The sequence below is a fragment of the Halobaculum sp. P14 genome, assembly GCF_051195155.1.
Taxonomy (GTDB): Archaea; Halobacteriota; Halobacteria; order Halobacteriales; family Haloferacaceae; genus JBNTKA01.
In genome coordinates this window covers 293,002-318,669 of record NZ_JBNTKB010000001.1, presented here as the reverse complement: position 1 = coordinate 318,669, position 25,668 = coordinate 293,002, and the positions used below count along the sequence as shown (strand labels likewise).

At 69.9% G+C, this 25,668-nt stretch carries 24 protein-coding genes; 10 read left to right on the top strand and 14 right to left on the bottom strand.

Annotated elements, in window-relative coordinates:
- Positions 1–107: 107 nt before the first annotated feature.
- The 4 genes from ACQUS7_RS01655 to hpt form a co-directional block, all read right to left on the bottom strand.
- Positions 108–650, bottom strand: coding sequence for a hypothetical protein (locus ACQUS7_RS01655; protein ID WP_435143995.1), 543 nt, complete (start codon positions 648–650; stop codon positions 108–110).
- A gap of 2 nt (positions 651–652) precedes the next feature.
- Positions 653–898 (bottom strand): hypothetical protein, encoded by a 246-nt coding sequence (locus ACQUS7_RS01650; protein ID WP_435128468.1) that lies wholly within the window; start codon positions 896–898, stop codon positions 653–655.
- Positions 899–1,051: 153 nt separating this feature from the next.
- Positions 1,052–1,516: a hypothetical protein gene (locus tag ACQUS7_RS01645; RefSeq protein WP_435143993.1), complete on the bottom strand. Its 465-nt coding sequence runs from the start codon at positions 1,514–1,516 to the stop codon at positions 1,052–1,054.
- A 69-nt stretch (positions 1,517–1,585) separates the two neighbouring features.
- Positions 1,586–2,152 (bottom strand): hypoxanthine/guanine phosphoribosyltransferase, encoded by a 567-nt coding sequence (hpt, locus tag ACQUS7_RS01640; protein ID WP_435128473.1) that lies wholly within the window; start codon positions 2,150–2,152, stop codon positions 1,586–1,588.
- A 153-nt stretch (positions 2,153–2,305) separates the two neighbouring features.
- On the opposite strand from hpt, the gene mbhE reads away from it, so the two are divergent.
- The 7 genes from mbhE (at position 2,306) to mnhG (ending at position 8,631) form a co-directional block, all read left to right on the top strand.
- Complete coding sequence (mbhE, locus tag ACQUS7_RS01635; RefSeq protein WP_435128476.1) at positions 2,306–4,744, top strand: hydrogen gas-evolving membrane-bound hydrogenase subunit E; 2,439 nt, start codon at positions 2,306–2,308, stop codon at positions 4,742–4,744.
- Positions 4,745–4,860: 116 nt separating this feature from the next.
- A complete protein-coding gene (locus tag ACQUS7_RS01630) occupies positions 4,861–5,304 on the top strand; it encodes an MnhB domain-containing protein (protein ID WP_435129343.1) in 444 nt (147 codons plus the stop codon).
- On the top strand, positions 5,301–5,657 hold the full coding sequence (locus tag ACQUS7_RS01625; protein ID WP_435128479.1) for a sodium:proton antiporter: 357 nt from the start codon (positions 5,301–5,303) through the stop codon (positions 5,655–5,657). The genes ACQUS7_RS01630 and ACQUS7_RS01625 overlap by 4 nt, the downstream gene beginning before the upstream one ends.
- The gene (locus ACQUS7_RS01620; protein ID WP_435143988.1) at positions 5,654–7,351 is read left to right on the top strand and encodes a complex I subunit 5 family protein; all 1,698 of its coding nucleotides are present in this window, start codon (positions 5,654–5,656) and stop codon (positions 7,349–7,351) included. Before ACQUS7_RS01625 ends, ACQUS7_RS01620 begins: the two co-directional genes overlap by 4 nt.
- Positions 7,351–7,977, top strand: a complete 627-nt coding sequence (locus ACQUS7_RS01615) for a Na+/H+ antiporter subunit E (RefSeq protein WP_435143985.1) — start codon at positions 7,351–7,353, stop codon at positions 7,975–7,977. Before ACQUS7_RS01620 ends, ACQUS7_RS01615 begins: the two co-directional genes overlap by 1 nt.
- Positions 7,970–8,248 (top strand): monovalent cation/H+ antiporter complex subunit F, encoded by a 279-nt coding sequence (locus ACQUS7_RS01610; protein WP_435128488.1) that lies wholly within the window; start codon positions 7,970–7,972, stop codon positions 8,246–8,248. The genes ACQUS7_RS01615 and ACQUS7_RS01610 overlap by 8 nt, the downstream gene beginning before the upstream one ends.
- Positions 8,245–8,631, top strand: a complete 387-nt coding sequence (mnhG, locus tag ACQUS7_RS01605) for a monovalent cation/H(+) antiporter subunit G (protein ID WP_435128491.1) — start codon at positions 8,245–8,247, stop codon at positions 8,629–8,631. The genes ACQUS7_RS01610 and mnhG overlap by 4 nt, the downstream gene beginning before the upstream one ends.
- A gap of 72 nt (positions 8,632–8,703) precedes the next feature.
- On the opposite strand, the gene coaBC is transcribed toward mnhG, so the two are convergent.
- The 7 genes from coaBC to ACQUS7_RS01570 all read right to left on the bottom strand — a co-directional run bounded on the left by coaBC (position 8,704) and on the right by ACQUS7_RS01570 (position 17,442).
- A complete protein-coding gene (gene coaBC, locus ACQUS7_RS01600) occupies positions 8,704–9,879 on the bottom strand; it encodes a bifunctional phosphopantothenoylcysteine decarboxylase/phosphopantothenate--cysteine ligase CoaBC (protein ID WP_435143981.1) in 1,176 nt (391 codons plus the stop codon).
- Positions 9,880–9,936: 57 nt separating this feature from the next.
- Complete coding sequence (locus ACQUS7_RS01595; protein WP_435128496.1) at positions 9,937–10,824, bottom strand: FAD-binding protein; 888 nt, start codon at positions 10,822–10,824, stop codon at positions 9,937–9,939.
- Positions 10,821–11,708 (bottom strand): DUF7551 domain-containing protein, encoded by an 888-nt coding sequence (locus tag ACQUS7_RS01590; protein WP_435143978.1) that lies wholly within the window; start codon positions 11,706–11,708, stop codon positions 10,821–10,823. Before ACQUS7_RS01590 ends, ACQUS7_RS01595 begins: the two co-directional genes overlap by 4 nt.
- A 166-nt stretch (positions 11,709–11,874) precedes the next feature.
- Entirely contained in the window at positions 11,875–13,803 is a 1,929-nt protein-coding gene (locus ACQUS7_RS01585) for an ABC transporter ATP-binding protein (protein ID WP_435143975.1), read from the bottom strand.
- 158 nt (positions 13,804–13,961) lie between these two features.
- Entirely contained in the window at positions 13,962–14,954 is a 993-nt protein-coding gene (locus ACQUS7_RS01580; RefSeq protein WP_435143972.1) for an ABC transporter ATP-binding protein, read from the bottom strand.
- Positions 14,951–16,102, bottom strand: a complete 1,152-nt coding sequence (locus ACQUS7_RS01575; RefSeq protein ID WP_435143970.1) for a FecCD family ABC transporter permease — start codon at positions 16,100–16,102, stop codon at positions 14,951–14,953. The genes ACQUS7_RS01580 and ACQUS7_RS01575 overlap by 4 nt, the downstream gene beginning before the upstream one ends.
- A 194-nt stretch (positions 16,103–16,296) precedes the next feature.
- Positions 16,297–17,442, bottom strand: a complete 1,146-nt coding sequence (locus ACQUS7_RS01570) for an ABC transporter substrate-binding protein (RefSeq protein WP_435143968.1) — start codon at positions 17,440–17,442, stop codon at positions 16,297–16,299.
- A 172-nt stretch (positions 17,443–17,614) separates the two neighbouring features.
- Here ACQUS7_RS01570 and trkA point away from each other — a divergent pair, with 172 nt between their 5' ends.
- The 3 genes from trkA (at position 17,615) to ACQUS7_RS01555 (ending at position 22,900) form a co-directional block, all read left to right on the top strand.
- Entirely contained in the window at positions 17,615–18,952 is a 1,338-nt protein-coding gene (gene trkA, locus ACQUS7_RS01565) for a Trk system potassium transporter TrkA (protein ID WP_435145208.1), read from the top strand.
- 103 nt (positions 18,953–19,055) lie between these two features.
- A complete protein-coding gene (locus tag ACQUS7_RS01560) occupies positions 19,056–20,693 on the top strand; it encodes a TrkH family potassium uptake protein (protein WP_435143964.1) in 1,638 nt (545 codons plus the stop codon).
- A 152-nt stretch (positions 20,694–20,845) separates the two neighbouring features.
- Positions 20,846–22,900 (top strand): hypothetical protein, encoded by a 2,055-nt coding sequence (locus tag ACQUS7_RS01555; RefSeq protein ID WP_435143961.1) that lies wholly within the window; start codon positions 20,846–20,848, stop codon positions 22,898–22,900.
- A 1-nt stretch (position 22,901) separates the two neighbouring features.
- On the opposite strand, the gene ACQUS7_RS01550 is transcribed toward ACQUS7_RS01555, so the two are convergent.
- From ACQUS7_RS01550 to ACQUS7_RS01540, 3 genes are all read right to left on the bottom strand, one after another.
- Entirely contained in the window at positions 22,902–23,033 is a 132-nt protein-coding gene (locus ACQUS7_RS01550) for a DUF7503 family protein (protein ID WP_435143958.1), read from the bottom strand.
- Positions 23,034–23,204: 171 nt separating this feature from the next.
- Positions 23,205–24,932 (bottom strand): TrkH family potassium uptake protein, encoded by a 1,728-nt coding sequence (locus ACQUS7_RS01545; RefSeq protein ID WP_435143955.1) that lies wholly within the window; start codon positions 24,930–24,932, stop codon positions 23,205–23,207.
- Complete coding sequence (locus tag ACQUS7_RS01540; protein ID WP_435143952.1) at positions 24,929–25,648, bottom strand: potassium channel family protein; 720 nt, start codon at positions 25,646–25,648, stop codon at positions 24,929–24,931. Before ACQUS7_RS01540 ends, ACQUS7_RS01545 begins: the two co-directional genes overlap by 4 nt.
- Between the last annotated feature and the right edge of the window lie 20 nt (positions 25,649–25,668).

Here is a 25,668-nt window from a genome sequence, read left to right as displayed (position 1 = left end):
CGGCTCACCGAAGAACTGGTAAAGACGAACGGCGGCAAATTCCCGTCTGTCGCCGTGTATCGCCACGTATCGTATCGCGGCGGTCGGCGTGATTCAGCGGGCGGCGGTCAGAACCACTTGTCCTTGTACTCGCACTGCACCGGCTCCGTGACGATGTTCGTCACGAGGCCGAGCGAGACGATGCCGACGGCGTCGTCGTACGCGGCCGGGTCGGCGTCGTCGCCGCTCCAGGCGGCGAGCGAGACGCCGAGTTCGGTGTGCCAGTCGTGGACCGTGACGAGCCACTCCCCGGGGAGTTCGCCGTCGTCGTCGCCGGTGGAGACGAGCCGGAACAGGTACTTGAACGTCGTGTCCTCGCGGTCGCTGACGTCGCTGCCGGCGTCGAAGCCGGGGACCTGCGGCGTCCCGAACAGCTGGACGAGCCGGTACAGGACGGTGCCGATGTCGTCGTCCGCGCCCGGCGTGTCCGTCGGGTCCGGCACCAGCTCCACGTACACGTCGTTGCGCTCCTCCGCGACGTTCCACTCTTCGAGTTGTTCGCCGTCGTCGAACCGGGACTCGATTTCGTCTCGGCTCACCGGGACGAGCGTGAACTCCTCCAGTTCCTCCAGCGGCGGCACTTCGTCGTGGTTCCGAATGTCGACCGCCATGGTCAGTATGCGAACGACATGAAGCCGCGGCCGCCGAGGTAGCCGACGACGATTGCGGCGATACCGGACGCCGTCACGGTGAGCGCTTCGGTGTTCGAGACCCCCGTCAGTCCGTTCATGTCGAAGTAGAGCGTGATTCCGACGAGAACGAAGATGTAGCCGACGACGAGCCCGATGACGCCGACGCCGAGCGAGAGAACCCCGAGCGGGCCGACCAGTGAATCAGGCACGCGCTGTTGCACCGACATGGGTGTCCGACACACCGGCTTCCGCTGCCTTATATCTCTCGTTACTCCCTCTCACGCGACAGTACACCACGGCCGACCGACGCCGCCCACAGGTCCGGTCCACTTCGGTCTACTCCGGCCCAGCCCGGTCCACTCCGGTCCGGTCAGGTCCGGTCAGGTCTCTCGGTGTTCTGTGTCGTCTCGCCCCTCGCGGTCGACGCCGTCAGCGTCGCCGTCAGCGTCGCGGTCGCGGTCGCGTTCGGCGTCGCCCGGCGCAGCGTCGCCCAGCGGGCTCATCTGCGGGTCGAACGACGACTCGTCCGCCGCGGCCGCCGACTCGGACGCGCCGGCCGCGTCGGTGGCGGACGGCTTCGCCGTCGACGACGCGGCCGCCTGTCCGGACTGCGCGTCGTCGTCCGCCTGGTCGCTGAGCAGGCCGCGCCGCTCCGCGACGGGACGCCGTGCCCGGTAGCCGACCAGCACCAGCGCCGCGCCGCCGACGAACTGGATGACGGCCGGCGCCGACGTCACCGCGACCTCGCCGGTCACCAGCGAGATGTGCAGCGCCTCTCCGACGAGGAGCGCGCCGACGACGAGACAGACCGTGCTGAGGAGACTGAGGAGTCGCGTCGAAACCATACGTGGGGTCGGCGGCCCGGAACCAAAAGCGTCCCGCGACCGCGCCGATTCGAGCCGACTCGAACCGGGCTATCCGTCGCCGTGCTCGTCGACGATGACGACCTCGCCGTCCTCGACGGTGACGTTGATGAGCGTCTTCACGTCGTAGTCCGTGTCGTCGAGCTGGTTCGGCCCCGCCTTCTTGATGACCGCGACGACGTCGACGGGGTCGGCGCCAATGTGGGTGAGTGCGTCGAGAATCGCCTTCATCGTCCCGCCGGTCGACAGCACGTCGTCGAGCACCAGCACCTTGTCGCCCTCGAAGACGTCGTTGATGTACATCTCGGACTCCGAATAGCCGGTCTCCTGGGACAGCGACACCTCGCCGTCCAGTCCGTACTCGCGCTTCCGGATGACGACCAGCGGGATGTCCGTCATCAGCGACAGCGCCGTCGAGATGTGGATGCCCATCGCCGCGGGCGTCACGATCTTGTCCACCTCCTCCAGTTCGGCCTTCCGAATGATTCGGATGACGATTTCGCGGAGCAGCTCCGGCTCCAGCATCGGCACGCCGTCGCTGATCGGGTGGACGAAGTACTGGTAGTCGCCTTTCTCGATGATGGGCGCGTCGAGCAGGGACTGGCGCAGTTGGTCCATGTCGCGGATACTCCAAGCTCGGGGTAAAAGACTGCGGATTCACTCGAGCAGCCCCCCGGGCTCTGCCCCCTGCGTCGTGAGCGCGGTTCGCTCGGCTGTCCCGGCGCTTCTGTTTCCTCAACATCTAAGTCGGCGTCGGCCGACCGTTCGGTCGTGCTCGAAACCGTCCTTGCCGTCGTCTTTCTCCCGTTCGTGGGGGCGGCGCTCACCCCGGCCGTCTACCGGGTGCTCGGCGAGCGCACCGCCTACTACGCGGCGGCCGTCGCGGCAGTCTGTCTCGGGCTGGTCGCCCGGCTGTACGCGGCGGGCGTCCACCTGCACGGCGGCACGCGCTACGCGGTCGAGTGGGTGCCGTCGCTCGGCGTCTCGCTCGGCTTCTACGTCGACGGGCTGGCGCTGCTCATCGCCGTGCTCGCCTCCGGCGTCGGCGTCCTCATCCTCACCTACTCCGGCGGCTACATGCACGGCGAGTCGGGGCAGATGAAGTACTACGCGACGCTGCTCGCGTTCATGGGGTCGATGCTCGGCGTCGCGCTCGCCGCCGACCTGTTCGCGCTGTTCACGTTCTGGGAGCTGACGAGCCTCTCGTCGTTCGTCCTCATCGGCCACTACACCGGCGAGGAGTCGTCGCAGTACGCCGCCCGGAAGTCGATGCTCATCACGGTGTCCGGCGGCCTGTTCATGCTCGTCGGCTTCCTCGCGCTCGCGTGGGCGGGCGGCACGACCACGATTGCCGGGCCGGGGTCGCTGCTCGCGAACGCCGGCGAAACCGCCGCGACGCTCCGCGACGCCGGCATGCTCGTCCCGGTGCTGCTGCTGTTGACCGTCGGCGCGGCCACCAAGTCCGCGCAGGTCCCGTTCCACGTCTGGCTGCCGAACGCGATGGAGGCGCCGACGCCGGTGTCGGCGTTCCTGCACTCCGCGACGATGGTGAAAGCCGGCGTCTACCTCGTCGGCCGCTTCCGGCCGTTCTTCGTCTCCGCGGCGGAGGGCGAAGCCGCGGACGCGGCGCACGCTGCTGCGTCGGGGCTCGCCGCGCTCCCCGAGTGGACGCTCGTGTTGACGACGCTCGGGCTGCTCACCATGACCGTCGCCGCGGTGCTCGCGGTGCAGTCCACCGACATCAAAGAGTTGCTCGCGTACTCGACGGCGTCCCACCTCGGCCTCATCGTCGCCGGCTACGGCGCCGCCAACACCTACGGCGCGGAGACCGGCGCGTTCCACATCCTGAACCACGCGTCGTTCAAGGCCGCGCTGTTCCTCGTCGCCGGCATCGTGGCACACGAGGCCGGCACCCGCAGCATCGACGAACTCAGCGGGCTCCGGCACGACCTCCCGGTCACCGCCGTCGTCGCCGGACTGGCGTCGCTGTCGATGGCCGGAATTCCGCCGTTCAACGGCTTCTACTCCAAGGAGCTGCTGTTCGAGGCGACGTACGAACTCGGTCACGCGGTCGGCGGCCTCGCGTGGCTGTTCCCCGTCGTCGCCGTCGCCGGGTCGGTGTTCACCTTCCTCTACTCCGTGAAGGTCCTCTCGCTGTTCCTCGGCGACCGCAACGAGGCGCTCGGGGACGTCCACCGGCCGCCGCTCGCGATGCTCGCGCCGCCGGTGGTGCTCGGCGTCGTCGTCGCCGTCGTCAGCGTCTCCCCGCAGACCGCCGTCGACCTGCTCGTGCAGTCGGTGTACGAGAGCAGCGTCGCCGGTCACGGCCACGACATCCACGTCGGCCTCCCGACCGAGTTGACGCCGCCGGTCGCGATGAGCGCGGTCACCATCGGCGTCGGCGCGCTGCTGTGGCCGCAGTACGACCGCGTCCACGACGCCGTCCGGTCGCTGCTCGCCGGCCCGGTGCGCGCGAACTGGTGGTACGACAACGGCGTCGACGGGCTGACCGCGGCGTCCAAGCGCGTCACGCCGACGGTGCAGACCGGGCTCGTCCGGACGTACGTCGCGTGGGGGCTCGCCGCCACGGCGGCGCTGGCGCTCGGCGGCTACGTCGTCGCCGGCGTCTCGCTCCCGGCGTTCGCCGTCGCCGACGGCATGACGCCGGCGCTCGTGCTGGTGCTTCTGGTCGCGCTCGTCGGCGCGTACGCGGTGACGGACGCGCCGTCGCACGTCGCCGGCGTCCTGACGCTGTCGATTCTCGGGTTCATGGTCGCCATCTTCTACATCCTCGCGGACGCGCCCGACCTCGCGCTGACGCAGCTGGTCGTGGAGACGCTTGTGCTCGTCATCTTCCTGCTCGTCCTCGACCGGCTCCCGGCGTTCTACGGCGAAGCCGACCGGTTCACGGTCGCTCGCGACACGGTGCTGTCGGTCGGCGTCGGCGCCACCGTGTTCCTGACGGTCGTGTTCGCGACGGCCGGGTCGCCCGACAGCATCGCCGGGACGCTCGTCGAGAAAGCCGGGCTGCCGCCGGGCGAACACCACGCGTCGTTCTTCACGGACTACGGCGGCGGCGCGAACGTCGTCAACGTCATCCTCGTCGACCTCCGCGCGTTCGACACCATGGGCGAAATCTCGGTGGTCGCCATGGCCGCGCTGGCCGTGTTGACGCTCGTCCGGATGCGCGACAGAGGTGAGACGCAGTGACCGACCGGACCCTCCGGGCCGACGGCGGCGAGCCGGCGGACGGGAACGTCCCGGACGGCGCCGAGTCCGCGGAGCCGACCGCGCCGGGCCGGTCGTACGAGCGCCGGACCACGGTCATCTCGCGGACGGTCGTCAGAATCGTCGTCCCCATCATCCTGGTGACGGCGGTCGCGCTGCTGCTGCAGGGCCACAATCAGCCCGGCGGCGGCTTCATCGGCGCGGTCCTCACCGTGACGGCGTTCGTGCTGGTGTACGTCGTCTTCGGCCTCGAGTTCCTGCAGTCCGACCTGCTCGCGGTTCGCGGCAGCGCCGACTCGGCGCACCCGCCCGTCGAGTACTACCGGTGGCTGTTCTCCGCCGGCCTCGCGCTCGCCGCCGGCGCCGGGCTCGTCCCGGTGCTGGTCGGCGAAGGCTTCCTGACGCAGGGCGTCCTGCTGCTGCACGGCGTCCCGCTGTACGGCGAGTTCGAGGTGGCGTCGGCGTTCGCGTTCGACCTCGGCGTGTTCTTCGCCGTCGTCGGCGGACTGCTCACCATCGTCGGGGAGGTGGGAAGCGAATGACGCAGTGGATTCTCGCCGCGGTGCTCGGCACGCTGTTCGCGCTCGGCACGTTCCTCGTGCTGCGCCGCGACGTCGTCCGCGTCGTTTGGGGCGTCTCCATCATCTCGCAGGCCGCGAACGTCTACCTCGTCACGATGGGCGGCTTCTCGGGCGCCGCGCCCATCGGCCACTTCGGCGCGAACCCGGAGCCGGCGCCGACGGACCCGCTGGTGCAGGCGCTCGTGCTCACCGCCATCGTCATCGGCTTCGGGACCACCGCGCTCGCGCTCGTGTTGACGTACCGCGTCTACGAGGAGCACGGCACAATCGACACCTTCGACCTCGGCCGCACTGACCGGGGGGAGAACCAATGACGAACACCATCGTAATCGCGCCGCTGTTGGTCGCGCTCGGCACCGCCATCCTGACGCTGCTCACCCGGTTCGACGGCCGGGTCGAACGCGCCGTCAGCCTGCTCGGCGGCGCGGCCTACTTCGCCGCAACCGCGGCGCTGTTCAACAGAATCGTCCTCGAACCGGCGAACCCCGCGGCGGTCCCGTACTACGTCTCGAACTGGCCGGCGCCGTTCGGCATCACGCTCGTCGCCGACGCGCTGTCGGCGTTCATGCTCGGCGTCGCCGGGCTGGTCGCGCTGCCGGCGCTCGTGTACGCCACGGTGTACATCGACGAGGTCGGTCAGCGGCTGTCGTTCCACCCGCTGTTCCACTTCATGCTCGTCGGCGTCTCCGGCGCGTTCCTCACCGGCGACGTGTTCAACCTCTTCGTCTGGTTCGAGGTGATGCTGATGTCGAGCTACGTGCTCGTGCTGTTCTACTCGGGGCCGACGCACACCCGCGCCGCGCTCACCTACGTCGTGTTGAACCTCGTCGGGAGCGCCGTCATGCTCGTCGCCATCGGCGGGCTGTATGCGACGACCGGCACGCTCAACATGGCCGACATGGCGGTGCGGCTCGCCCACCCGGCGGCGTACGACGTCGAACTGGCGCCGACGCTCGGCCTCGGCGCGCTGCTGCTCGCCGTGTTCGCGCTGAAAGCCGGCGTCGTCCCGTTCCACTTCTGGGTGCCGTCGGCGTACCGCGCCGCGCCGGCCCCGGTGACCGCGGTGCTCGCAGGCGTCGTCAAGAAGGTCGGCGTGTACGCCGTCATCCGGCTGTTCTTCACCGTGTTCGGCGGCGCCGCCTACGCCGACGCCTCGACGTTCGGCTACCTCGCGCCCGTGCTGTTCGTGATGGCGGCGGCGTCCATCGTCTACGGCGGCGTCGGCGCCGTCGGCCGCGAGGACGTCGACGGACTGCTCGCGTTCTCCAGCATCGGCCAGGTCGGCTTCATCGTGCTGCCGCTGTCGGTCGCGATGGCCGCGCCGACGGCGTCGACGGCGTTCTTCGGCGGGTCGACGCTCGCCGTCCTCGGCGTCGCCGCGGCGCTCGTGTACGCGTTCAACCACGCGGTCGCGAAGTCGCTGCTGTTCTTGGTGTCCGGCGCCATCTACACCGCGGTCGGAACCACCGAGTTCGACCGGCTCGGCGGCCTCGCGCGGCGCGCCCCGCTGCTCGCCGCGGCGTTCCTGCTCGGCGCGCTGTCGCTCGTCGGGCTGCCGCCGCTCGTCGGCTTCTTCGGGAAACTGCTCGTGTTCCGCGTCGCCACGGAGGCGACCGCCGCGGGCGTCGCCGGCGCGCTCGCGCCGGCCGCGCTCGCGGTCGCGCTCGTCGGCGCCGTGCTCACCATCGCGTACGTCACGCGCGCCTGGAACGCCGTCTTCTGGGGTGAGCCGAGCGACACCGTCGACGCCGTGCTGCCCGCCCGGTGGGCCGGCGGCGGCGGCGCGGCGGCGACCGACGGCGGCAGCGTCGCGGCACCGCGCCGCGCGCTCGCCGTGCAGGTCACCGTCGTCGTCGCGCTCGCGCTGTGTCTCGTCGGCTTCGGCGTCGGCGTCGAGTTCGTCGTCGACGCCGCCGGCCACGCCGCCCGCGCCGCGACCGACACCGCCGGCTACGTCGACGCGGTCGACCCGTCGATGCCCGCCGCAGGCGACGGAGGTGGGCACTGATGGCGGACGTCAACTGGCGCCGCGTGCTGTTGAACGCGGCGGGGTTCACGCTGCTGTGGCTGGTGGTCCGCGGCGTCCCGCTGTGGCCGCCCGGCACCGCCGCAATCCGCGTCGCCGAGGAGGGCCTCATCGGCGTCGCGGTGTCGCTGCCGGTCGCGTACGGCCTCCGGCGCTTCTACAGCGGCCGGCCGACCGCGCGGAGCCTCAGCGCCGTCCCGTACGCTGCGCTGTACGTGCTCGCGTTCGTGAAGGAGCTGCTGGTCGCGAACCTCTCGGTCGCGCGGCTGGTCGTCAGCCCGTCGATGCCCATCGACCCGGCGGTCGTCGAAGTGCCGCTGCGCGTCGAGTCGGACGCCGCCGTCACCACCATCGCGAACAGCATCACGCTCACCCCCGGAACCCTGACGATGGACTACAACGCCGACAGAAACAGCCTGTACGTGCACAGCATCAGCGGCGACGACATCCTCGAACCCGTCCGGGTGTGGGAGGACTACGCGCTCGTCGTGTTCAACGAAGAACTGAAGCCCGGCGACCCGGTTCCCGACCCGGACGCGGCGCAGGGCGACGACGCCGGCGCGGCCGACGAACACGTCGAGCCTCGCGGAGGTGACGCCGATGAGTGACCCGCTCGCGCTGCTGTTGGAGGCCGCGCTGGCGCTGTCGGCGGCGCTGACGCTCGCCGTCGGCTACCGCGTCATCGTCGGCCCGACGACGCCCGACCGCGTCGTCGCGCTCGACGTCATCGGGACGAACGTCGTCGCCATCGCGCTGCTGTACGCGATGCTCACCGGCGCCGGCTTCTTCGTCGACGTCAGCATCGTACTCGCCATCATCGGCTTTATCAGCACCGTCACCGTCGCGCGGTACGTGACGGAGGGGGACATCATCGAATGACCGCCGCTGCCTCCGGCGCGGCCGCCGCGCCCTCGCCGGTCGTCTCCGCGGTGATCGCCGTGCTCGTCGTCGTCGGCGCCGCGTTCCTGACGGTCGGGACCGTCGGGCTGCTCCGGCTCCCGAACGTCTACAACCGGCTGCACGCGACCTCGAAAGCGACGACGCTCGGCGCGTCCAGCATCGCGCTCGCCACGTGGGCGTACTTCGGCCCGGGCGGCGACGGCCTGAAGGCGCTGGTCACCATCCTGTTCCTGTTCCTGACCGCGCCGACCGGCGCGCACATGATTTCGCGGGCCGCCCAGCGGATGGGCGTCGAGTTCGAACCGCAGGTCCGCTGGCCCGGCGCGGCCGACGAACAAGTCGAAGAGCCGGCCGACGACTGACGCGTCCACGGTGACGCGGAACCAGTCCGCGTCGCACCGACGCTGCTAACTCTGCGAGGCGTCGCCGCCGCGCTACGCCGCGTCGCCGAGTTCCGCTTCGAGCTCCGCGGCGACCCGGACGCCGAGGCCGAGTTTCGACCCGCGGAACTCCGCGGCGTCGTCCTCGCGAACCAGCAGGGCTCGGGTGGTCTCCGCGCCCATCACGGAGGCGTCGTTCGCGACGACGAACGAGAGGTCGGCGCGGCGGAGCGTCGCCCGGGCGCGCTCCACCATCGCGTCGTCGTCGCCTTCGGACTCCGCCTTGAAGCCGACGACCGCGAGCTCCGGGTACGCCTCCCGCACCGTATCGATGAGTTTCGGCGTCGGCGCGAGTTCGAGCGTCAGCGACTCCTGGCCGGACCGGATTTTCTCCGGGGCGGCGTCGACGGTGTAATCGGAGATGGCGGCCGCCGAGACCAGCGCGTCGGCGTCGGCGCAGGCCGCCACGGCGGCGTCGGTCATCTCCGCGGCGGACTCCACGTCGACGACGTCGGCGTACGGCACGTCGCCGTCGTCGTGCAGCAGCGTCACGTCCGCGCCGGCGGCGTAGCAGGCGCGGGCGACCGCGCGGCCGGTCCGGCCGGACGCCCGGTTCGTGAGGACGCGAATCGGGTCGACGCGCTCGCTGGTCGCTCCGGAGGTGACGACGATTCGTCGGCCGTCGAGCGGGCGGTCGCCGGCCGCGCGGGCGACGTCGCTGACGATGGCCTCCTCGGTCGCGATTTTGGCTTTCCCCTCCTCGACGCGCGGGTCGACGAAGTCGACGCCCCACGACTCGACGCGGTCGATGGCGTCGAGGACGCCGGGGTGGTCGTACATGGGTTCGTGCATCGCCGGCGCCACCACGACGGGGACGTCGGCGCCGAGCGCGGTCGTCGCGCACGTCGTCACCGGCGAGTCGTCGACGGCGGCCGCGACCTTCCCGACGGTGTTCGCGGTCGCCGGCGCCACCACGAACACGTCGGCCCAGCCGTCCCGGCCGCAGAGGTCGACGTGTTCGACGCCGCCCGTGATCTCCGTGACGACGTCGCTGTCGGTGGCGAACTCGACGGCCCACGGGTGGACGATGCTGCGCGCGGCGTCGGTCATCACGGCCCGGACCGAGGCGCCGTGCCGCCGCAGTTCGTGCGCCAACTCGACGGTTTTCACCGCCGCGATGCTGCCGGTCACGCCGAGCGCGACGTTGGTGTCAGCGAGGAGTTCGCCCATACGTGGCCCCGGTTCGCGCGACGCCGTGTTAAATCGTGGCCGTCCCGGGCGGCCCGGTCAGTCGGCGCCGTCGCCGGACGCCGCGTCGGCGTCGGCGCCGGTGCCTGTATCGCTGTCGTCGCTTCCGGCGTCCCGTGCGTCGCCGCTGTCCGCGGCAGCCGTCCAGTCGTCGAGGCGGCCGCGGTCGTCGTCGACGAGGCTCGGGTGGGTGCGCTGGCGGTCGCCGTGCGGCTCCGCGAAGAACGACCGCATCGTCTCGCGCGACTCGCGCTGGCGGCGGGCCTGCTCGGCCGGCCCGATCTCCTCACAGCCCGGCGGGACGTCGCGGCCGCGGTCGGAGAAGTAGCCCTCTGGGACGACCCAGTCGTGGTAGAACGGCACGTCGCTGTCGTGGATCAGCGTGATTGCGGCGTCGGCGCCGTGGCCGGCAGCGACGACGGCCTGGTGGTACTCCTCCGCGAGCCGGCCGGCGACGTAGACGCCGTCGACCGACGTGCGGCCGTGGTCGTCGGCGTCGACGTACCGCTTGCTGCCGGCGTCGCGGATTTCGACGCCGAGTCCGTCCAGGTAGTCGGCGTCGGACCACGACGCCGCGACGACCCGGGCTGTCGTCACGGACTTCGGCCCGCCTGAGTCGTCCGTGACCGCCACCGAGAATCCGTCCTCGACGTCGCCGTCGACGTCGGTGACGCGGCCTGATTCCAGCGTCGCGCCGTTCCGCTCGGCCTGCTCGCGCAGCATATCGGCGAACAGCCGCGGGTTCACGCCGGCCGGGAACCCGGGGACGTTTTCGAGGTGCGCGTTCCGCCGCAGGATGGACTCTCCGCCGGTGACGACGAGCGTTCGGAAGTCTGCGCGGGCGGTGTACGTCGCGGCGGTGAGGCCGGCGACGCCGCCGCCGGCGACCACGACGTCGTAGGCCGCGTCGGTGTCGAGCGCGCTCATGCTCGGCCGTCCCCGCGCGGCTCCGTTGCGGTTTCGGTTCCCGCCGACCGCGCGTCCGCACAGCGTACCCGGACCAGTCCGGCGTCGACGCCGCCGGGGACCAGCCGAACCGTGACGGCGAAGCCGGCGTCCTCGACCGCCGCCTCGACGAACTGTACGCCGAACCGGGACGGCAGCCGCCGCCGGAGTTCGACCGCGAGCGGCAGCGTCGGCAGGTGGCCGGTCGGTTCGGCGAGCGCGTACCCCGACAGCGACACGCGGTGTTCGCGGCCGCGTCGCCGCCGGCTGGCGCCGTCCCACTCGGCCGCCGCGCGCTCGACGTCCGCCTCGGCGACGAGCCCGTGCCGGCTGAGCGCGCCGACGGCGTCGCCGACGGGGGTCGCGGTGTCGACGGCGCCGCGCTCCGCCGCGGCCGCCGCGACCAACTCCGGCGTCTCGGAGGCCGGGACGCGGCCGTCGATTTCGGTGGTCACGGCCCACAGCAGCGTCCGCGCGAGCGCCGGCCGCGCCGTCACCGGCGCCACCGTGCGGTAGGTGTCGAGCGCCGCGGCCTCGACGCCCCCGCGGTCGAACGCGTCGAGCGCGTCGAGCAGCGCACCGACGAGCCGGTGGCACGCCTCGCCGTCCTCGGCGGAGGGCGAGGCGTGGCCGAGCCGCCGAGCCACGAGGTCGTACTGCTGTACCGCGGGGTCGTATCGGCCGAGCAGCCGACGGAACCGTTCGGCCGCGCGCGCGGCGGCCGTGGCGTCGGCCCGGTCCGCGAACCGGAGGCCCGACACCGGGACCGGTCGGTCGCCGCTGTCCGGACACGCGACCACGTACGCGCCGGTCGCGCTGGCGAGCGACTCCACGCGCCGCCGAACCGTCGCGAGTTCGCCGTGCATTAGGCTAGCCTAAACCGAGATCGGGGCAAGTAGTTTCCGGTCACGGACGGAGCGCTGAACCGGTTCGGTCGCCCCCTGCGACGCCGTCGGCCAGCGGTCGTCGCCGACCGGTCGCTACGGATTCGTTCGTTCGGCGATGGCGACAGTGCGGTCCTCGCCTCCGAGGTCAGTCGTCGCCGTCGCCGGAGACGACGGTTTCGGCCTGCCGCTCGCGGGCGCGTTCGACGAACTCGTCGGGAAGCTCGTCGATTTCGCCGGCCTGCACCCCCCAGAGTTTGGCGTACAGGCCGTCTGCCTCGAGGAGTTCGCCGTGGTCGCCGCGTTCGACGACCGCGCCGTCTTCGAGCACCAGAATCTCGTCGGCGTCTTTCACCGTCGAGAGGCGGTGGGCGATGACGAACGTGGTGCGGTCGGCCGAGAGCCGGTCGAGGCTGCGCTGAATCAGCATCTCGGTCTCCGTGTCGACGTCTGACGTCGCCTCGTCGAGCACGAGGACGTCCGGCTCCTGCAGCATCGTCCGGGCGATGGAGAGCCGCTGGCGCTGCCCGCCGGAGAGTTTCACGCCGCGCTCGCCGATTTCGGTGTCGTACCCCTTCGGGAGTTTCGTGATGAACTCGTGCGCCTCCGCGGCGTTGGCGGCCTCCCGGACCGCCTCGTCGTCGGCGTCGAACCGGCCGTACCGGATGTTCTCCGCGACGGTGCCGTCGAACAGGTAGGCGTCCTGGCTGACGTAGCCGACCGCACTCCGCAGGCTGCTGGCGGTCACGTCACGGACGTCGTGGCCGTCGACGCGGATGGCGCCGCCGTCGACGTCGTACAGCCGGAGCAGCAGCTTCAGCAGCGTCGACTTCCCGGCGCCGGTCGGGCCGACGAGCGCCACCGTCTCCCCGGGGTCGACGTCGAACGTCACGTCCCGCAGTATCCGTTCGCCGTCGTCGTCGTACCGGAAGTCGACGTGGTCGTACTCGACGCGACCCTCGACGTCCGTCAGGTCGACTGCGTCCGGCTCGTCGGTGACGCGCCGCGGGATGTCCTGCAGCCCGAACACCCGTTCGCTGGACGCCTTCGCGTTCTCGTACTGCGAGACGATGGTGGACACCTCCGACAGCGGCGTCACGAACCGCTGGGTGAGAAGCAGGAACGTCACGAACGCGCCGCTGCTCAGTTCGCCCGTCAGCGGCCCGGGTCCGGAGCCCTGAATCAGCCAGAGCCCGCCGACGACGAACGTGACGGCGAACGAGACGCCGGCGAGCAGCTCCATCCCGGGCCGGTAGACGTAGTTCAGCCGAAGCATCGCCAGCGTCCGCTCGAAGTACGTGTGCGAGGCGTCCCTCACCCGGTCGGTCTCGTACGACTCGGTCCCGGCGGTCTTCACGAGCTGGACGCCGCCGAGGGCGTTCTCCAGCCGCGTGTTCAGGTCGCCGACCGCGTCGCGCTGTGCGGCGTACCGCGGCTCCACCTTCTTCATGAACCAGTACGTGAACAGCACCATCCCCGGCACCGCGACGAGCGTCAGCGCGGCGAGCTGCCAGTTCTCCGCGAACAGCACGACGCCGATGCCGACGAGCATCACGCCGAGCCGGACCGAGTTCTGTAGCGCGTCGTCGAGGAACCGCTCCAGGTTCGTCGCGTCGTTATTCAGCACCGACATCACTTCGCCGGTCTGCTTGTCGTCGAAGAACCACATGTCCAGCTCCTGCATCTTCGCGTACGAGTCCGTCCTGACGGCGTGCATCACGCGGTGCGCGAAGTTGTTCGCGGCGACGCCGTACACCCACGTCAGCACCGCCGTCACGACGAACGACCCCGCGATGATGCCCGCGGACAGCCAGAACTGCCCGACGTCGTCCGTCGGCAGCATCCCCGCCGGCACCAGCGGCAGCGTGTACGGCGCATTGCCGTCGAACACGCTGTCGATGGCGACGCCGAGGACGAGCGGCGGCAGCAGGCTCGCGCCGCGGGCGATGACGTTCGCGGTCATCCCGACGACCAGCCACGGCCACTCGTCGGTGCCGTACTCCACGAACAGCCGGTACAGCGGCCGCTCCACGCGGTCACGGTAGACGTCGAACGCGCTCTCCTCCGCCGCGCTCATTCGTTACGAATCGAAACTCGATGGACGCTCTTAGTTACGGCGTTTCCCGCGCACTCGGCGGCGAATCCCGGAGCCCAAGTCGACGTGGGGTCCGAAGAAATCCTGGCTGTGCCGGCCTGTGGTCGCTCGTCCGTTCACGCGATGCCGGCGGCTCCCTCTCAGTCGTCGTCGCCGCGGGCGTCGCCGTCGGCTTCGTCGAGGGCGCGGCGCGGCGTGACGGTCGGGCCGTCCGGGCCGAAGCCGACGTCCGCCTCGACGCCGAAGACGTCCCGCAGCAGGTCGTCGGTGACGACCTCGTCCGGCGGCCCCCAGTCGTACGGCTCGCCGTCGCGGAGCGCGACGAGGTTGTCGGCGAACCGCGCCGCCTGCCCGATGTCGTGGAGCACGACGGCGACGGTGACGCCGCGGGCCTCGTTCAGCTCCCTGACGGCGTCGAGGACGCGGAGCTGGTGGTGCAAGTCGAGGTACGTCGTCGGCTCGTCCAGCAGCAGCACGTCCGTCTCCTGTGCGAGCACCATCGCGAGCCACGCGAGCTGCTTCTGGCCGCCGGAGAGGTCGCCGACCGGCCGGTCCGCGAGGTGCGTGACGCCGACCCGCTCGATTGCGCGCTCCACCGCGCGCTCGTCCTCCTCGGAGGTGCGCTCGAAGAAGCCGCGGTGCGGGTACCGGCCGTGCATCGCGAGGTCGCGGACCGTCGTCGACGACGGCGCCGTGTTCTCCTGTGAGAGCATCCCGAGCTCCTTCGCCAGCGCCTTCGTATCGAACGACTGAACGTCGTCGCCGTCGAGCAGCACCGAGCCTCGGTCCGGCTTCATCTCCGCGGACATCGCGCGCAGCAGCGTCGACTTTCCGGAGCCGTTCGGGCCGACCAGCGCCGTCACTTCGCCCTCCGGGACGACGACCGTCTCGGCGTCGACGACCGGGTCGTCGTCGCCGTACGACAGCGAGATGTCCTCGACGAACAGCTCCGGCCCCGTCGACTCCGCGAGTTCGGCGTCGACGACGTCGACGTTCCCCGCGTCCGCGTCGGCTGCCGACGCCGCGCTTTCCGCAGACGTCGCTTCGGCGGACTCGCTGTCCGTTTCGATCGGTTCGTCGCGGTTCGTTCCGTCTGTCTCCGAGTCTCCGGAGGTGTCGTCGTACGTGCTCATAGGTCACCGAGTGCGTCCGTTTTCCGCATCAGGTACAGGAAGTACGGGCCGCCGACCAGCCCGGTCACGATGCCGACCGGGAGCTGCGCCGGGCTGAGCGCGAGCCGCGCACCGACGTCCGCGACGGTCAACAGCGCCGGCCCGGCGAACAGGCAGCCCACGACGAGCCGCTTGTAGTCGCTGCCGACGAGCTGGCGCACCATGTGCGGGACGATGAGTCCGACGAAGCCAACGATGCCGGCGGCGGCGATGGCGGCTGCCGCCGCGAGGATGGCGATGCCCGACAGCATGAACCGCGCCCGCTCGACCCGCATGCCGAGCGACCGCGCGGTCCGCTCGCCGAGTAGCAGGACGTTGAGCTGGCGCGCGCCGACGAGCGCGGCCGCCATCGAGATGACGGTCCACGGCAGAATCATCCGGACCTGCTCCCAGTCCACGCCGGTGAGCGACCCGGTCGTCCACGCGATGGCCGTCTGGACGACGCCGAGGTCGTCGGCGAAGAAGAACAGCCCCGTCTGGAGCGACTGGAACACCGTCGAGACGATGACGCCGGCGAGGACGAGCCGCACCGGGTTGGTTCCGCCCTTCCACGCGATGGCGTACACCAGCAGGAACGCGGCGGCGCCGCCGAGCGCGGCGACCACCGGAAGCAGCGACGCGAGGCCGCTGAACACGACGAGCGTCAACAGAATCGCGAGGCCGGCGCCGGAGGAGACGCCGAGGATGTACGGGGACGCGAGTTCGTTCCGCGTCACCGCCTGGAAGATGGCGCCGGAGACCGAGAGGTTCGCGCCGACGAACATCGCGACGATGACGCGCGGCATCCGAATCTGCCAGACGATGAGCGTCTCCTTCGACATCTCCACTTCGGCGGTCGAGAGCCCGAGGAACCGCGCGACGTCGGTGCCGAATCCGTCCCCGAGGAACAGCCGTAACAGCACCTGCGGGTTCGTCCAGACCACCGGGTCGAACACCGACGCCCACACGGTCCCGAGGCTCATCGTGAACGCCCCGAAGCTCACCTGCACCAGCCCGGCGAGCATCGTGATGGCGGTGGCGCCGACGACGAGCGAGACCAGCGACGCGTCGAACCAACTCAGCCACTCGCGGAGGTCTCCGGCCCGCAACGAGCGGTTTCCGCCGGCCATCTACTGCTCACCCACGTACCGACAGTCCATGTGATTTAGGCACCCCTAATCAGTCAAAAGGCCTTCGGTACGGCCGGGGGTGGCTGGGCGGACCCGGTGGTGGTGAGTCGCGTCGACGGGCAGAAAAAGCGGCGGACGGGAGGGGCCGTGTGCGCAGCGGTGCGTCGGCGGTTCGGCGTTCGGTCGTCGTCGCTTCAGATGTCGCCGGCGACGATGTCGGCGACGCGCTGGCGGTCGAACAGCTGCTCGTCGACGCCGTACACCTGGCTCGCCGCGCGCTCCGTGAGCACGAGGTTCGAAATCGGGCCCTGGTAGAGCGGGCCGCCGCGGTAGACGTCGCCGTTCTGCACCGCGGTCAGTTTGCTCGCCACGTCGTGTTGCTTCATGAACGCGACGACGGTGTTCTGGAACTCCTCGGCGGTCTTCGCCTCCTGGCCGCGCATCAGGATGACCTCCGGGTCTATCTCCAGCATCGTCTCGAAGTCGATGGCGCCGCGGCTCGCGTGGAAGTCCTTCACGTCGCTGTTGGCGAGCGCGTCTTTCACCTTCAGGTCGCGCCACTGCTTGAAGCTCGTGCCGCCGCTCATCACGTACGGGTAGAACTTCTCGGGCTTGTCGCCGCTCCCCCAGAACACCGCGGCGGCGGGCCGCTCGGACCGCGGCGGGACGACGGGCGCGAGCTTCGCCTGGAAATCCGCGTGAAGCTGTTCGAACGCCTCGAAGCGGTCGGTGCGCTGGAACACCTGCGCGAGCTTCTCGAACGCCTGATACAGGGTGTAGTAGCGGTAGTCCTCGTGCCAGCCGTAGCTCCGCGAGAAGATGCTGTTTCCGAAGAACGGTCCGACCTCGGATTCGATCTGGTCGACGTCGCTCTGCTCCCAGCTGCCGCGGTTCAGCAGGAAGTTCGGGTCCATGACGTGGACGTCGGCGTCCATCGCGAGGAACGACTCCTTGCTGACGCCGCCGCTCCCCCACAGCTTCTTGATGCTGCTGGCGTCGACGCTGACGCCCGGAATCTCGTCGTAGTACTGCGTGTGGTAGCGGCTCGGCAGCCAGACGCCCTTCGGCGCGTCGAGCCCGAGCGCGACCCCCATGTCCGCCCAGCTGCCGTTGTTGGCGGCCCACGTCTGCGGGACGTCCTCGAACGTCACTTCGCCCATCGGCTCGATGGAGACGGAGTAGCTCGTGTCCTCGGGCGTCGCCGTCGGCGTGTCGTCCGCCGAGTCCGTCGGCGTGTCCTCGGCCGTCGGGGAGCTGTTCTGGCCCGCGGAGTCTGTGCAGCCGGCGAGGCCGGCGGTCAGTGCACCGGCGCCGATGCCGATGAAGTCTCGTCGTCGCATATGGTTTTGGCATCCCTAAAGGGTGATAAGCCCGTCGGTTTTTCGGCCGGCCTAATTAGAGGTAGTTCGCGCGCGGACAGGAAGGCGACGCTCGCAGCGACGGTACTGGAGTTCGGAACGCTGATACGCCGCGGGCCAATCTACCGGTGTAATGAGTGGCGGGACGGGCTCGATGCGCGTCATCATCATCGGCGCCGGACAGGTGGGTGAATCGATCGCCGCGGACCTCGCGGACGCCCACGACGTCGTCGTGGTCGAACAGGACCCCGAGGTCTGCGACGAACTCACCTACCGGCTCGACGTGCTGACCGTCAACGGCGACGGAACGTCGGTGTCGACGCTGGAGGAGGCGGGCGTCGAGAACGCCGACATGGTCGTCGCCTCCACCGACGACGACGAGACCAACATCGTCGCCTGCTCGACGGTCAAGGCGACCAGCGACGCGTTCACCATCGCGCGCATCAAGAACACGGAGTACCTCCACACGTGGGAGCGGTCCGGCACCGCCTTCGGCATCGACTTCATGGTGTGTACGAACCTGCTCGCCGCCGAGTCCATCGTCCGCGTCATCGGGCTTCCCGCCGCCCGCGACGTCGACCCGTTCGCCGAAGGCACCGTCCAGATGGCGGAGTTCGAAGTGGTCGCGGACAGCCCGATAGCCGACCAGACGGTCCGGGAGGCCGACCGGTTCGAGTCGCTGACGTTCGCCGCCCTCCTCAGCGACGACGAAGTCGTCATCCCGCGCGGGGAGACCCGCATCGAGGTCGGCGACCGCGTCGTCGTCATCGGCAGCCCCGAGAGCGTCCGGGCGTTCGCCGCCGACGTCGCCCCCGCGGAGAGCATCGGGAAAGACGAGGACGTCGTCATCGTCGGCGGCTCCGAGGTCGGCTACCACATCGCGCGACTGCTCGGCGAACGCGGCTTCTCGCCGCGCCTCATCGAAAACGACCCCGAACGCGCCCGCGCGCTCGCCGAAGAACTCCCGCGGACCGTCGTCCTGGAGTCGGACGCGACCGACGTCGGCTTTCTCGAACGCGAACACGTCGGGGAGGCCGACGTGCTCGTCAGCACGCTCGACTCCGACGAGAAGAACCTGCTGTCGTGTCTGCTCGGGAAGCGACTCGGCGTCGAACGGACCGTCGCCGTCGTCGACCAGACCGCCTACGTCGGGCTGTTCGAGACGGTCGGCGTCGACATCGGCGTCAGCCCGCGCGCCGTCGTCGCCGAGGAAATCACGCGGTTCACCCGCGAGGGCGGCGCCGAGAACGTCGCCATCATCGAGTCCGACCGCGCCGAAGTGATGGAGGTGGAGGTCGACGAGGAGAGCGCGCTCGCTCACCGCCCCATCTCGGAGTCGATACAGGACTTCCCGGACTGTCTCGTCATCGGCGCCATCACCCGCGACGGAGAACTGGTGGTGCCGCGCGGCGACACCGTCATCGAACCCGGCGACCACGTCGTCGTCTTCTTCGAGAGCGGCGTCGCCGACAGCGTCACGGCGAAGCTATGACCGCCCACGGCCCGGCGACGACCCCCCGTCTTCGACGGCCGACCCGGGCGGCCGCGACGCCGGAGCGGCAGTTTCAAACCGCGGGCGCCCGCCACCCCCGCCAGTGAAGATTCGCGTCGACTACCGGGCGAGCCTGAGTCTGGTCGGCAGCGTGCTCCGCTACCTCGCGGTCCCGCTCGCCGCGCCGTTGCTCGTGTCGCTGTACTACGGCGAACCGGTCGCGCCGTTCGTCGTCACTGCGGCCGTCACCGTCGGCGTCGGCTCGGCGCTCGAACGCCTCGACCCCGACCCGGACCTCGGCGCGCGCGAAGGCTTCCTGATGGTGTCCGTGACGTGGTTCGCGGTCGCCTGCGTCGGCGCGGTCCCGTACCTCGTCGAGGCGCACGGCGTCCCGGGCGTCACCGCCGCGGCCCGTCCCGCCTCGACGCTCGCGAACCCGGCGAACGCGCTGTTCGAGTCCATGTCCGGGTTCACGACGACCGGCGCGACGGTGCTCGGCGACATCTCGTTCGACGGCCACACCCACGGCGTCCTGCTGTGGCGCCAGCTCACCCAGTGGCTCGGCGGAATGGGTATCGTCGTGCTCGCGGTCGCCATCCTCCCGGAACTGTCGGTCGGCGGCGCACAGCTCATGGACGCCGAGGCACCGGGGCCCGGCATCGAGAAGCTGACGCCGCGCATCGCCGAGACCGCCCGGGTGCTGTGGGGAGCGTACGTCGGATTCACGGTCCTGGAGATGACGCTGCTGTTCGGGCTGCACCTCGGCGGGCTCGCGCCGGCGCTCGACGGGGTCGCCGCCGGAACGGACCACGCTGCGGCGCTGTACAGCGCCGTGGCCCACGCGCTGACCACGATGCCGACCGGCGGGTTCTCGCCGGAGGCGCGGAGCATCGAGGCGTTCTCCGCGGCGGTGCAGTGGGTCATCATCCCGTTCATGGTCGTCGCCGGGACGAACTTCGCGCTGTTCTGGCACGCGCTCACCGGCGATCCGCGGCGGCTGTTCGAAGACGAGGAGTTCCGGTTTTACGGCGGCGTCATGGCCGTCCTGACCGCGCTGGTCGCCGTGCTGCTGTTCACCGGCGGCGGCCTCGTCGACGCCGCGCCGGCGGACGGAACGTACGACGCGCAGTACCTCGCACAGTGGACCGGGATGCTTGTCGGTCACGTCGAACCGGCGGTGCGGCACGCCGCGTTCCAAGTGGTCTCAATCGTCACGACCACCGGCTACGCCAGCATGGACTTCAACGCCTGGAGCCAGCCGGCGCAGTACGTCCTGCTGGTCGCGATGTTCGTCGGCGGCTCCGCCGGGTCGACGGGCGGCGCAATCAAGATGGTCCGGTGGTACGTCATCCTCAAGTCCATCCGCCGGGAGCTGTTCACGACCGCTCACCCGAACGCGGTCCGGCCGGTCAGGCTGAACGGCCGCGCGCTCGACGAACGCGCCGTCCGCGGCATCTACGCGTTCACCGTCCTCTACATCGTCCTGTTCTTCGCCGGCGGCCTGGTGCTGTTCCTCGACGCGGTCAGAGTCGGGCTCCACCTGTCGACGCTGGAGGCGATGAGCGCCGCCGCGTCGACGCTCGGCAACGTCGGCCCCGGCTTCGGCGTCGTCGGGCCGATGGGGAGCTACCTCTCGTTTTCGAACGTCTCGAAACTGTTCATGGTCCTTTTGATGTGGTTCGGGCGGCTCGAAATCCTGCCCGTCCTGGTGTGTCTCACCCCGGAGTACTGGCGTCGCTGACCGTCGGCTCGCGCCGCGTAACGTTTTAGTCCGACCTCCGAAAGGATAGATTAGATGGAGAGACGCTGCGGCGTCGAGGTTCCTGACGGATCCCTGACAACGCTGGTGACGATGACGATGACGCTGCCGACGACGCGGGAGACGCGCCGACCGTGATATCCTTCGACCGGGACGGCGACGACGTCGTCGTTCGCGACCGAATCGAGGAAGTCCTGTTCAGGGTCGACGTCGGCGGTGCGGCCTCCGAGCCGACCGACACCGACCAGTTCACGTTTCCGGTCGACAGCGCCGTGCGCGTCGAGACGGACACGCTCGCGTTCAACCAACTCGTGACGCTGTACGTCCGGCGAGACGGGTCGCTGCTCGACACCTGCTCGCCCGGCGGCACCGCGTCGGTCTCGGACGGGACCTTCGAAATCGAGGTGTCGTCGGCGCCGATGAAGCTGTCGATCAGGCTCCCGGGGCCGTTCCGCGTCGAAGACGACGGGGAGCGGACCCGAATCGCCTTCGACGGAGCGGTGACCGTCCGAATCGGTGCGCGGTCGTTCCACGGCCACCCCGCCGGCTCCGTCACGGTCCCGGAGACGCCGCGCGGCATGATGCGCGCCGTGTCGACGTTCGGCTCCGCGCTCGCGACGACCTCGCCGGAGCGGTCGTTCCCGACGCTGCGCGGCCACCCGCCGCTCGTCGAGTTCGGCGGCGACGTCGAGGGCGACGTCGACGTCCCCGAGTTCGCCGAGCCGCCGGACACCGGCGTCCGAATCACGGTCCCCGAGACCTGGGGCGACGTGTACGCCGTGGCGACGCTCGCGTACTACCTCGGCGCCGAGGTCGTCCCCGGAGACGACCCGGCGGTCCGTGCCGCGGGGGAGACGTACTCGCTGTCCGACGGCCGCCTCGCGACCGAGGCGCAGCGGCTGCTCGAACACGTGTTCCTCCTCGACTGCGTGGTCCGCACGGAGGGGTTCTACGACGTCGACCTCCACGAACGCCGCGTGGTGGAAGAACGCGTCGACGTCGACCCCGCGCGGCTGTACGGGCTCCCGCTCGACGAACGGGTCGCGGAGTACCTCCGGATTCCGGTGGAGCCGCTTTCGGACGTCCTCGACTGGCACCTCACGGCGGACGTGAAGCCGGCGGTCGAGAGCGCCGAACTCCTCCCGTTCCTCGTCAACGACATGGCGGCGATACGCGACGCGACAGTCGCGTCCGAAGCCGACGACGGTGCCGACGACGCGGCCGCCGGACTCGGTGACGGAACCGCGGTCGTTCCCGGGGAGTCGTCGCCGGCGGGCGAACGCGTCGTGACCCCGCCGCCGGCCGACACCGTCGGCCACATCTGGGTCGGCGACGGCTACCCGGTCGGCGCCTCCAAGCCGACCGTCGGCGCCTACCGCCGCCGCCTCGACGAGACGGTCTCGGAGTCCAGCGTCATCGACGTCACCGTCGTCTGCAACGAGGCGGAGATGCGCGAGGAGACCGAGAACCTCTACGGCTTCCGCGACTACCTCGAATTCGACATCGACATCGTCCACGACCTCACCGTCGACGAACTGCGGGAGACGCTCGCGGACGAGCACGACTTCTTCCACTTCGTCGGCCACGTCGACGCCGAGGGGATGAAGTGCGACGACGGCTACCTCGACCTCGACTCCGTCGACGACACCGGCGTGAAGGCGTTCCTCCTCAACGCCTGCGCGTCCTACCGGCAGGGGATGGCGCTCGTCGAAGCCGGCGCAATCGGCGGCCTGGTCACGACGACGGACGTCGGCAACACCACCGCCACGAACACCGGCCGCACCATGGCCCGCCTGCTCGACTACGGCTTCGACCTCCACGGCGTCCTCGACGTCGCCAAGGAAGTCCACGTCTTCGGCGGCGCCTACTCAGTCGTCGGCGACGCCGGCGTCACGCTGTGTCAGGCGAAAAGCGGCACTCCGATACTTCTGAACATCGACTCACGAGAGAAGGCTGACGGCGGTTTCGCGGTAGACTATTCCGCGTACTCGACGAGGAACTACGGAGTCGGCAGCATCTACGTCGACTTCTTCACTGACGGTGGAGTTCACCATCTCGTCGGGTCGGAGCCGCTGCGACTGACGGTGAGCAGAGAACGCCTTCGAACGATTACTCAGCAGGACAGAACTCCTGTTATTCTGGATTACGAACTCTCGTGGTCGGACGAGATCGACTACGACGAAATCTGAGTTACGGTCCGGCGAACGCGGAACCGACTGCGGCGGCGCTCCCCGAACTCGCGAGGAGCAGACACGTCATGAAGACGACACCGCATGCTTTCGGGTGCTGCGCAAGGTATGCTGTCACTGGGTTCTCGGACATGACATTTTTCGAGACGCGACCTGATGAAAAATTACTATCTAAATATTCCTGCCAAGTGATGCCTCTGACGAAACCCCAGCGAAATCCGCGCACCGTCCGAGAGGACCGCCGACTATGAAAGCGGTTCGGCCAAATTATCGGGGCTGATACGGGGGTGTGTCGGTCGGCCGCTTACGGTTCCATGCCGTACAGCAGCGACCGGGCGAACACCAGAATCGGGATGATTTCGAGCCGGCCCACCCACATGTTCAGGAGGAACATCGCCTCGGCCAGCGTCGGCATCGACGGGCCCGTAATCCCGGTCGACAGGCCGACGTTGCCCTGCGCCGACGCCACCTCGAACAGCGCGTCGGCGTAGCTGAACGTCGGCCCCGCGACGTTCACCAGCACCAGCGACGACGTCGCCAGCAGCCCCACCCACAGCAGCGAGACGATGGCCGCCTCGGCGAACTCGCGGTCCATCTCCTCGCGGTTCAGGGTGCGGCCGCCGAACTTCGCGTTCACGACGGCGTTCGCCGGGAGGAACACGCGGCGGAACTGCCAGGCGATGCCGCGGCCGATGGTGTACGCCCGGATGATCTTGATGCCGCCGACGGTCGACCCGGCGGCGCCCCCGACCACCATCGCGGTCGAGACGAGCAGTTTCCCGCCGGCGCTCCACGAGCCGATGGGCGCCGACTGAAACCCGGTGCACGACAGCGCGCTCACGAACTGAAACACCGAGTCCCTGGCCGCGTCACCGGCCGCCGCCGACCGGAACGGCGTCCCGAGTCCGAGCGTCGCGGCGACGCCGTTCAGCGCCTCGAACGCGACGCCGACGTTGAGCCAGCCGCCGGAGAACGCGTCGGCGGTCCCGGAAATCGCGAGCGCGTTCTGTCCGACCAGCACGACCGACCCGACGACGAGCAGCACGAACAGCCAGCGCGTCTGGACGTCCTCGTACAGCTCGGACCAGTCCCGGTCGTGCAACACGGCGTAGTGAACCGGGAACGCGACGGCGCCGACCGTCATGACCGGCAGCAGCACCGCCTCGATGAGCGGCGAGTCGTACGTCGCGATGGAGTTGTCGGTGACGGAGAACCCGCCGGTCGACAGCCCCGTCATCGCGTGGTTCACCGCCTGCCAGCCCGCGCGCCACAGCGGGAGCTTCGAGCCGTAGTCGCTCGTGACGATCGCGGCGAACAGCACCGAAATCGACAGCACCGTGAACACCAGAAACAGCTTCCAAACCGTCCGGACCGTCGAGACGACGCTCGGGTGGATGCGTTCCTCGCGGGCCTCGGACCGGTAGAGCGCGTAGCTCCCGCTGCCGGGCCGCGCGAGAATGGAGACCGTGAGGACGATGACGCCGACGCCGCCGACCCACTGGATGAACGACCGCCACCACTGCAGCGCCCGCGGCAGCGACGGCTCGTGGACGGCCATCGTCAGCCCGGAGCCGGTCCACCCCGACATCGACTCGAACAGCGCGTGCAGCGGGTCGCGGAAGTACACCAGCGACGACATTGACGACGCGCCGTACACCGTCGCCGGCTCCCAGGACGCCCCGGCCGGGACGAAGCCGGCCATCACGGCCTGCGGCGTCGCGTACGCGGACAGCAGAAACGGCGTCGCACCGAACACCGCCGTCGCGAACCAGCCGGCCGCCGCGATGACCATTCCGTGTTTCAGTTTCGGCGCCGGCGCCTCGGTGAATGCTCGGCGCGCCGCGAAGCCCACCGCGGCGGTGACGCCGCCGGCGACGAGGAACGACAGCGCCTGGTACCACTCGCGGAACAGCAGCGCGACGCCGACGGTGATGGTCATCATCGTCGCCTGAATCACGAGCAGCGACCCGACGTCCCGGGCGATGGTCGCGAGGTCGGCCGGGACGCCGCGAACCGTCCGTCGGCGGCTCATTCCTCGCCGGTGTCCGCGATCGACGCCGGTTCGTCGGCGTGGTCCTCGTAGTGGCCGAACACGTCGGTGACCTCCGGCGTCGCGCCGCGGCCGGAGTAGACCGTCAGCGTGTCGCCGGGGAGCGCCTTCGTCCCGCCGCGGGGCGTAATCGGCTTCTCCTCGCCTTCACGCTCAACGGCGACGATGAGGACGTCCTCGGCGAGGAGCCCCTCCTCGGTTGCGTCCTGCATCGTCATCCCGGCGATGGGCGCCTCCTGGCCGACCCGGATTTCGAACACCTCCGCCTCCTCGCCGACCCGCATGAAGTCGACGACGCTCGGCCGCTTCACGCCGCGGTAGAGGTACTCGGCGATGAGCCGCTGCGGGTTCTCCATCGTGTTGACGCCGATCCGGCGGAAGATCCCCATGTGTTCGGGGTTGTGGACGACGGAGACGATGTCCGGCACCGCCAGTTCCTTGCCGAGCAGACACACCATGATGTTGGTCGCGTCGTGGTCCGTCGTCGAGATGAGCGCGTCCGCCCGGTCGACGCCGGCGTCTTCGAGCACCTCCTTCGAGGTCGCGTCGTCGTTGATGACGAGGCAGTCGAACTCGTTGGCGGCCGTCTCCGCCTTCGAGGCGTTCTTCTCGACGACGACGACCTCGTTCCCCCCGTGGGTCGCCATCTCGATGAGCGGCGTCCCGATGTCCCCCGCGCCAACGATGACGATATACATGGAACCGGCCTCGTCGCCGT